Origin of the sequence: Pyrinomonas sp. (genome assembly GCF_040289685.1) — a bacterium.
GTDB lineage: Bacteria > Acidobacteriota > Blastocatellia > Pyrinomonadales > Pyrinomonadaceae > Pyrinomonas.
On the sequence record NZ_PSLQ01000042.1, the window covers coordinates 1 to 8,148 of the forward strand.

Here is an 8,148-nt window from a genome sequence, read left to right on the forward strand (position 1 = left end):
AGGAAGGGGCTGTAAGAATTTTGTCAACTCGATTTTCAACTTTTTGTCAAGACAGACCAACCGGGCTTCATTTATAAGGATGCGTCTAGCCGATCGCTTGACGCGTGTTCCATTCGGCGTGAAGCGTTAACTGACCGCTGCCGCCTATCAATGCAAGGGGCGGCGAGATAGGTCAGTGAGCGAAGCGGCCAGCCGCTGGCTGCCATGTCGGGCACCGAAGCCGGAAGCAGCGATCGGAGCAATCGTTCTTTTCCTTGCCGGACTTAGCCTCTCTCTTGCCTCGGGTGGTCTAGCTTCGGCGCAACCTCAACCCTCATGAGTGCCTTGAAGGAGAATGGAAATGAGAACAAGAGCGCTTTTAATGGTCGCCGCTTTTCTTGCCTCACTTGCTGTCGGCAGTGTTCCCACCAAATCCCACCAAAGCAGATGCTATCCGTTCAGTTAGTCTATCAAGCGGTGGGACTTTGCCGAGAAATGATGATGACTCTACTGGACTCGTGCCGATAGGCTTCAACGTTAACTTCTACGGTTTTTCGGCCACTCAGCTATATGTCAACAACAACGGCAACGTCACTTTCACCGGGCCTCTGAGCACATACACGCCCTTCGGGCTGGCTGGCTCAGGAACGCGCATCATCGCACCCTTTTTTGCCGATGTCGACACGAGAGCTAGCGGCTCTGGGATAGTTGAGTACGGACAAGCGACCGTGGATGGCAGATCGGCCTTTATCGTCAACTGGCCGAACGTTGGATACTTCGGTTCCCACGATGACAAGCTGAACTATTTTCAGCTTGTCCTAATAGACCGCTCCGATACTGGAAGCGGCAACTTCGACATCGAATTCAACTACCGACGAATCCAGTGGGAAACCGGCGACGCTAGCGGCGGGAGAGGAGGACTCGGCGGAGTGTCGGCAGCAGTCGGGTACTCGAATGGCGCTTCGGGAGCGGCGAACGTGTCGTTCGAGCTACCGGGATCAAGGGTGCCGGGATCATTCTTGGACACCGGGCCGGCGGGCACAAGATTGATCGGCAACCGCCTAAACTCGGACGTTCTAGGCAGATACGTCTTTGCCGTGCGTAACGGGCAAGTGGAGCCACCGCCTTCAACGGTTCCTGAACCGACCACCCTGTTGCTGCTCGGCACTGGTTTAACAGGCTTGGTGGGCATGGCGAGACGCCGTAATCGTCGGCACGCTGACGAATGAATTTGACGAGCCAGCGAGTTGCCCGCAAAATTCCCAGCCATGCGCAAAGAGCGGGACCCCTTTGCGCATGGCTTTTTTGTCGAGTCGCGTGCGTTATTCTTTTCGGCGCAGCGTTTCGATCTCGCCGATTATCTGCTGAAACTTCGGATCGGAGCGCAACCAATCGAAATCGGGGCTTTGCAAGACATAAACCAATCGGCTTTCGCGCCGCGTGAGGGATTGACTCAAGCTCTGCAACGCAAGATCGCGTTCGCCGATGCGCGCGTATGTTGAAGCGTTCGCATAGGCTAATCGCCAAGGATCTTCGGCGAGCCAGCGTTTGATCGCCGCCTCATAGCCCATCGTTCGGTAATAGGCGACGATTTTGTTCGCTGCGTCACGCCTCCCTGCGCCCCCCAAACATTCGCGCAACTCTTCGATGGCTTGGTCGTGCTGGCCCAAAGTTTCGTAAGCTTCCCACAAACGCAGGTGCGCCAAATGGTAATTCGGGTCGAGTTCCAGCGCGCGCCGGAAGCGAGCGATCGCTTGATCGTACTGCCGGGCGTAAAGGTCGGGCAGTCCGGCGTTGGTTACGATGGCGAGCGAGAGCGGATTGAGCTCCGCGGCGCGATCCAGCTCGGCCCTGGCTTCGTCTAACCGCCCGACCGTTATCAGATATAGCCCGTACCAGTAGTGGGCGACATCGTAGTTGGGGGCGAGCGCGATAGCGCGTCGAAAATCATCTTCGGCTCCAGCCCAATCCCAATCGTACCGGTGTTTGACGAAGGCGAGCGTCGTGTAAGCTGGTCCGAATTCGGGGTCGAGCGCGATGGCCTGCAAAGCTTCATCGCGCGCTCTGGAGAAGCCTTGGTGCACGTCCATGTAACCGAAATCGGCGAGCACGGCGTAACAATCGGCCAGTCCAACACGAGCGAGCACGTAGTCGGGATCGGCGACGATGGCGCGTTCGAAGTGCTCTACTGCCTGGCGCACGCCTTCCTCTGATCTCCGGCTCCATAAGTAAAGTCCGAGCGAGTATTCCTTCTGCGCCTCGGGATTGAGCGTTGTCCTTCGGAACAGACGGACGTGCTCTTCTTCCGCAAAAGCCAGAGCCAAAGCGCGAACCACCTCTTCGGTAACCCGGTCTTGCATGGCGAAAGGATCGCCCAATTTGAGATCGAATTTCTCAGCCCAAATAATCTCTCCGCTTTCGACGTCAAGAAGCTGCGTCGCGACGCGCAACCGATCCTCGACACGTTGGATTTTGCCGGTGAGCACAGCCTGAACGCCGAGCGACTGTCCGATCTCGGCAGCGTCTTGCGCCTTGCGTGCCCGCTCTAAATTCGCGCCCGTCGGACGGATGACTAAACGCCTGATGCCGTTCAATCGTATGACCAAAGCATCGGCCAAGCCGATGGGAAAAGCCGGATCGTCGCCCAGTTCGCCAGACGTTTGAAAAGGGAGAACCGCCACGCTGCGAAGAGCTGCGCCGGTCAGCGCGCCCCTTGGTTGGGAGCCATCTTTCCACTTCGCAAAGAGCACAGCGACCAACAACGCGCCAACGAGCGAACAGACGATGATCAAAAGCAGCTTCCGTTGCGACGCGATCACTCGAACGCTCGCTAATAGCGGAGCAGATTCGGAAGGAACAACGCTCCTTTCAGTCGCTTTCGCTTCAACCGCCAGATCGGTCAACTCCGCTGCAGTTTTCGCTCGAAGCGCCAGTTCGCCTTCCTCTGCTGTCCCCTCTTCAAACGCGGTTTCGTCCTTCGGTTCGATGACTTCTACAAGCGCCGCAAAACGGTATCCGCGTTTCGGCATGGTCTCGATGTAACCTTCACCTAACGCTTTGCGCAGCACCGAGATATTGCGCGCCAACCCTGACTCTTCCACAAACGTCTCGGGCCAAATCCGCTCCATCAGCTCGTCTTTGCTCAGAACGTGGCCGCTCTTTTCAACCAACGCCAACAACGTCTCGAACGCCTTCGGCCTCAGCGCGACGATCTGGCCATCTTCGCGTCGAAGCACCCGCTCGCCGCCGTGCAAAACGAACGGTCCGAAACGATACGCCAGCGGACGATCTTTCGACGGCGGGCTGTTTGCGGGGTGATCTTTCATAAAATCTCTGAGGAAGGGGCTGTAAGAATTTTGTCAACTCGATTTTCAACTTTTTGTCAAGACAGGTTCGGAGGCAAAAGGTTAAATTTCGCGCGTTGCAACCGGAACCGGCCCCGCAAGCCGGGGCTGCGAGGATAAGCGGTTCGCTCTTGTAATGGGCTTATTCTAGCCCAAAGCTCGGTGGTGTGCAACGATTTTCTTGAGCGAACCTAAGTTCAGGAAGTCTTTGAAAAAGCCAGCACCTCACGCTCCAGACTTGGAAAACGCTTTTTCGGGCGCCCAGGTGGGGATTGTAGTTTGCACCGGAGCGAAACTCTTGCCATACGTGAGGAAACGGCTCATGAGCTTACGCACAAGGGGAAAGGGCGTAAAGCGGTGGTTCCGGAGAGAGGCGCAAGATCAAGGGACGCTGGGGAGAGGGTCACTTTGATCCGACCGCGCCCCTCTCCGCGAGCCGAAGTTCAGTGGGGTCAAGGTTTCGAGTCTTCAGAGATGAAAGAAAAGGGTTCAACCATGAGATGGCATCAAATATCGTTCGCCACATTGATTTTGGTCGTTTCGGTCGTTTTCTTTTCCGCACACGCCGACGTCAAAATTCGCAGCCGAACCACTGTCGGCGGGCAAAGTATGGAGAATGTTACGTACATCAAAGGCAAACGCCAACGCACCGAGATGGGCGTGGAGCAGTTCCGCATGGTCAACATCACGCAGTGTGATCTTCGCCGCAACATCCTTCTAAACGAAGCGAGGCGGATGTACACCATCAAACCGTTCGCCGATGATCCGACGCCGGTCGCAGCCTCGGCATCAACCGATGCCTCGCCCGCGCCAGCGCGCCCGGCGCGTCGCGGCGGCACGATCAACTACACGATGAACATCTCCGACACCGGAGAACGCCGCCGGATGTTCGGCCTTCTGGCGCGCCATCTGAAGATGACGGCTGCGTGGGAGAGTTCGCCCGATGCTTGTCAAAAGGGCAAAGGGAGAATAGAGAAAGAGGGTTGGTATGTGGATTTTCAAACCGATTTCCACTGCGAAGAGACCCTCAGACCGCAGCTTCCAACGGGCAGGACGCGCCCCGATTGCACGGATCGCACCACCATTCGGCAAACCGGATCGGGCAAGCTAGGATATCCGCTCATCGAGACGACAACGATCTACCTCGACAACGGTGAAACCACGACGATGACCACCGAAGTGGTGGAATTGACTACCACGCCGCTTGATCCAGCGCTGTTTGAAATACCAAATGGTTACACACAAGCGCGCGACGAACAAGAGATGCTCGCGGGCGCGTTCGAGGCAAGCATGAACGACATCGCTGCGTCGTCCGCCCCAGAAGCGACCGCTCGACAGCCAGTGAATGTGCCCAGCACATCCGCCGGCGAGGCGCTCTTCACTCCGGCCACGACGCCGAAGCGTCCGAGCGTTGTGCGTTTCGGGTTGGTGTTGTCGCGCGCACAGCTTCCGGGTGATGCGACCCGGGCAGCCGAAGGCGTGCGCAATTCATTCGCCAGTTTCTTGAAAGGACCTAACGTTGAGGTCGTCGCTATCGAAGCGCGCTTGCCGGACCAAGTTCTCGCTGAAGCACGGCAGAAAGAGTGCGATTACGTTCTCTTTTCCAATCTGACCGTTAAGAAGGGCAAGAGCGGAGGACTGTTCGGGCGGGCTTTGGGCGGCGCCATCGGCAACGCCGCCGCCGTCGCCATCCCATACGGCAACACTGTGGGCGAGCACGTCGCGCGCTCCGTCGCCGTGCAAATCATCTACACCGCCGCTGATGTCGCCAGTTCGATCAAGGCCAAAGACGAAGTGAGCCTTGAATACAAACTGACGAAGCTGGACGGCGCGGTGCTCGTCTCCAACACGCTGAAGGCCAAAGCGGACACAGACGGTCAAGATGTCATTTCGCCGCTCATCGAGAGCGCTGCCGGAGCGATAGCAGGCGCTGTGCGCAAATGATTTTTGCAGATGAAGCGCGAGGACACCGCTTCATCCGCCACAAGCTCGCTTGTCTCTTCGAGAGCAAGCGATGGTTCTCCTCTCCGGGTGGACCGAGGTTGAGGCGAGGCGGCCAAAGTCGCCCGGAGGCGAGACCACTTGACCCGCTTTCGACTGGACACGTGGTTGAGGCGAGGCAACCACCTGCCGGTCGAAAGCGGGCGAGTTTTCAGTCCCGCTGAACGTGTGGAGGGTGAATCAACTCTCTCTTATCCACGCCCGATCATAACCGACCTCGAATCCAAAAGGATCTATCATGACACCACATTCGTCTCTAAAATCCACCGATGCTCCGGAGCCTTCACCCGCGCTCTTCGTTGATACGATCAACGCTTATCAACGCACCGCCGCCCTCAAAGCGGCGATCGAGTTGGACCTTTTCACCGCCGTTGGGGAGAGGAATGAAACCATTCGAGAGCTGGCCCATAGGTGCAACGCTTCTGAACGCGGAGTGCGCATCCTTTGCGACTACCTGACGATCATCGGCTTTCTCGTGAAAGAGAATGGGCGCTATGCGCTCACGAAGGATTCGGCTGTCTTCCTCGACCGACGCTCGCCTGCTTACCTCGGGAGTTCGATCGAATTCCTTCTTTCCCCGACGCTCGTTGAAGCTTTCAAGGAGTTCAAAGAGGTCGTGCGCAAAGGCGGCACGCTTATGCCTGATGAAGGGTCGCTCGCGCCAGAGCATCCGATGTGGGTGCGATTCGCACAAGCGATGGGACCGTCGATGGCTCTGCCGGCGGAGCTGCTGACGAACATCGTGGGCGGGCGAGCGGTCGGCGAACTGCGAGTGCTCGACATCGCTGCCGGGCATGGCATGTTCGGCCTCGCGTTCGCCGCGCGCAACCCGCAGGCGGATCTCACCGCCTTGGACTGGGCCAATGTGCTTGACGTGGCCCGCCAGAACGCGCGCGAAGCGGGCGTCGAAGATCGGTTTCACGCCATCGCTGGAAGCGCTCTCGAAGCCGACTACGGCAGCGGCTACGATCTCGTTCTGCTGGCCAATTTCCTCCATCATTTCGATGTTCCGACGTGCGAGTCCGTACTGCGTCGGATTCATGCCGCGCTCACTGATGAGGGGAAAGTGGCGATCGTCGAGTTCATCCCCGACGAAGATCGAATCAAGCCACCGATCGCCGCTTCGTTCAGCTTGATGATGCTCGCCACGACGCCGCGTGGCGATGCCTACAGCTTTTCGCAATTCAAGGAGATGCTTGAAAAGACTGGGTTCGCCGACCCAGAGCTTCATGACATGCCGCCGACCTCTTTCCGCGCTCTAGTTGCGCGCAAAGTCTAGCTCAGCGGCAGTCCGAGCATTGGGAACTGAGATCCCTCTCGCAATGAGGCTTTCGCAACGCGAGAGGCGGACGTTTGCCCAAAGATCTGGAAACGGAACTCCGCCTTGCCAGAAAGCTGTCGCCAGCGACAACCGACCTCGCGTTTGCTCGAAACGAGAACCTACAGACGCCGGTTCTGAACGCGCCGTTCGTGTTAAAATCGAGCGTTATGGCTAAACCGGTACACGCGCTCGGACTTTCGTTAGATGAAGCAATCCGTTTCGTCGAAGATCTAGGCGAGCGCCCATTTCGCGGGCGACAACTCTTCTCCGCCCTGCACCAGCGGCGCGTGCGCTCGTTCGCTGAGATCACAGACCTGCCGAAGGCTTTTCGTGCGCTTCTGGCTGCCCGCGCAGCCGTCTCATCGCTCGCGCTCGAAGCGCGTTATGTCTCGGCTGACGGCACGCGCCGTTATCTTTTCCGCACGCAAGATGGACATCCGGTCGAAACGGTCTTCATCCCGGAGGAACGACGCGACACGATCTGCTTTTCGTCGCAAGCCGGGTGCGCCCTCGCGTGCGATTTCTGCTTGACGGCGCGGCTCGGCTTGCGACGCAGCTTGACGGCGGGCGAGATCGTCGAGCAGATCATCTGCGCGCTCAACGACGTGTATGGCGAAGCGAGCGACGTACCGCATGGGACTAACCTCGTCGCAATGGGCGCGGGCGAACCGCTCCTCGCCTTCGAGGCGTTGGTCAAGGCGCTGCGCATCATGGCTGCACCCGAAGGGCTACACATCGTGCCGCGACGCGTCACCGTCTCGACGGCAGGCATCGTCCCGCGCATACGTCAACTAGCCGAGATGCAAGACCGCCCACATCTCGCCATCTCGCTATCGGCTCCTACCGATGAACTGCGCGATCGCTTGATGCCGATCAATCGCCGCTGGCCGCTCGCTGAATTGATGGCGGCGTGTCGCGATTTTCAACGTTCGCTCAAACCGGGCGAGCGCTTGACCTTCGAGTACGTCATGCTCAGCGGCGTCAACGATGCAAACGAGCACGCGCATCAACTGGCCCGGTTGCTCAATCAACATCAGCTTCGCGCTAAAGTCAACTTAATCCCACACAACACGGCGGAATCCCTTCCCTATCGTCCATCTTCGGATGAACGCATCGAAGCCTTCCAGCGCATTCTCGAAGCGAAAGGCATTCGCGCCTTCGTGCGTCGCCCGCGCGGGCGCGACATCTTCGCCGCCTGCGGACAACTGGCTGCGCGCCATCTGAGCGTCGTTTCCGTCTCCAACGAAGTGCGGCGAGGTTGAGCGAAAAAGCGCGCAAAAGACGTTCGCGCTACTGGCGAGCTTCTCGCAGCCCGTCGGTTGCGGCAATCGGCTCGCTCCGCGCCGATGCGACTTGGCGCGCCGAAATCGCCCCGTGTAGAATCTCAGGCACAACCCTGAAAGCGGAGGAAGATCGGATTGAACGCAATGCTTCGCAGGCTCCTTCTCTTCTCGTTCGCGTTTGTGCTATTGGCTGGTTCAACCGTGGTTTCGGCTCGCGCCA

General features: G+C 58.3%; 5 protein-coding genes. 4 read left to right on the forward strand and 1 reads right to left on the reverse strand.

What is annotated here, in order from left to right; all coding sequences use genetic code 11:
* Nucleotides 1-464 precede the first annotated feature (464 nt).
* A complete protein-coding gene (locus C4334_RS09845) occupies nucleotides 465-1,208 on the forward strand; it encodes a nidogen-like domain-containing protein (protein ID WP_352431917.1) in 744 nt (247 codons plus the stop codon).
* Nucleotides 1,209-1,301: 93 nt separating this feature from the next.
* Here C4334_RS09845 and C4334_RS09850 read toward each other — a convergent pair whose 3' ends face one another.
* Nucleotides 1,302-3,305: a winged helix-turn-helix domain-containing tetratricopeptide repeat protein gene (locus C4334_RS09850; RefSeq protein WP_352431918.1), complete on the reverse strand. Its 2,004-nt coding sequence runs from the start codon at nucleotides 3,303-3,305 to the stop codon at nucleotides 1,302-1,304.
* A 627-nt stretch (nucleotides 3,306-3,932) separates the two neighbouring features.
* Between C4334_RS09850 and C4334_RS09855 the strand changes: the two genes are divergently transcribed.
* The 3 genes from C4334_RS09855 to rlmN all read left to right on the forward strand — a co-directional run bounded on the left by C4334_RS09855 (nucleotide 3,933) and on the right by rlmN (nucleotide 7,907).
* Complete coding sequence (locus C4334_RS09855; protein WP_352431919.1) at nucleotides 3,933-5,267, forward strand: hypothetical protein; 1,335 nt, start codon at nucleotides 3,933-3,935, stop codon at nucleotides 5,265-5,267.
* A 295-nt stretch (nucleotides 5,268-5,562) separates the two neighbouring features.
* On the forward strand, nucleotides 5,563-6,603 hold the full coding sequence (locus C4334_RS09860; RefSeq protein WP_352431920.1) for a class I SAM-dependent methyltransferase: 1,041 nt from the start codon (nucleotides 5,563-5,565) through the stop codon (nucleotides 6,601-6,603).
* A gap of 209 nt (nucleotides 6,604-6,812) precedes the next feature.
* Nucleotides 6,813-7,907 (forward strand): dual-specificity RNA methyltransferase RlmN, encoded by a 1,095-nt coding sequence (rlmN, locus tag C4334_RS09865; protein ID WP_352431921.1) that lies wholly within the window; start codon nucleotides 6,813-6,815, stop codon nucleotides 7,905-7,907.
* The last annotated feature ends 241 nt before the right edge of the window (nucleotides 7,908-8,148 follow it).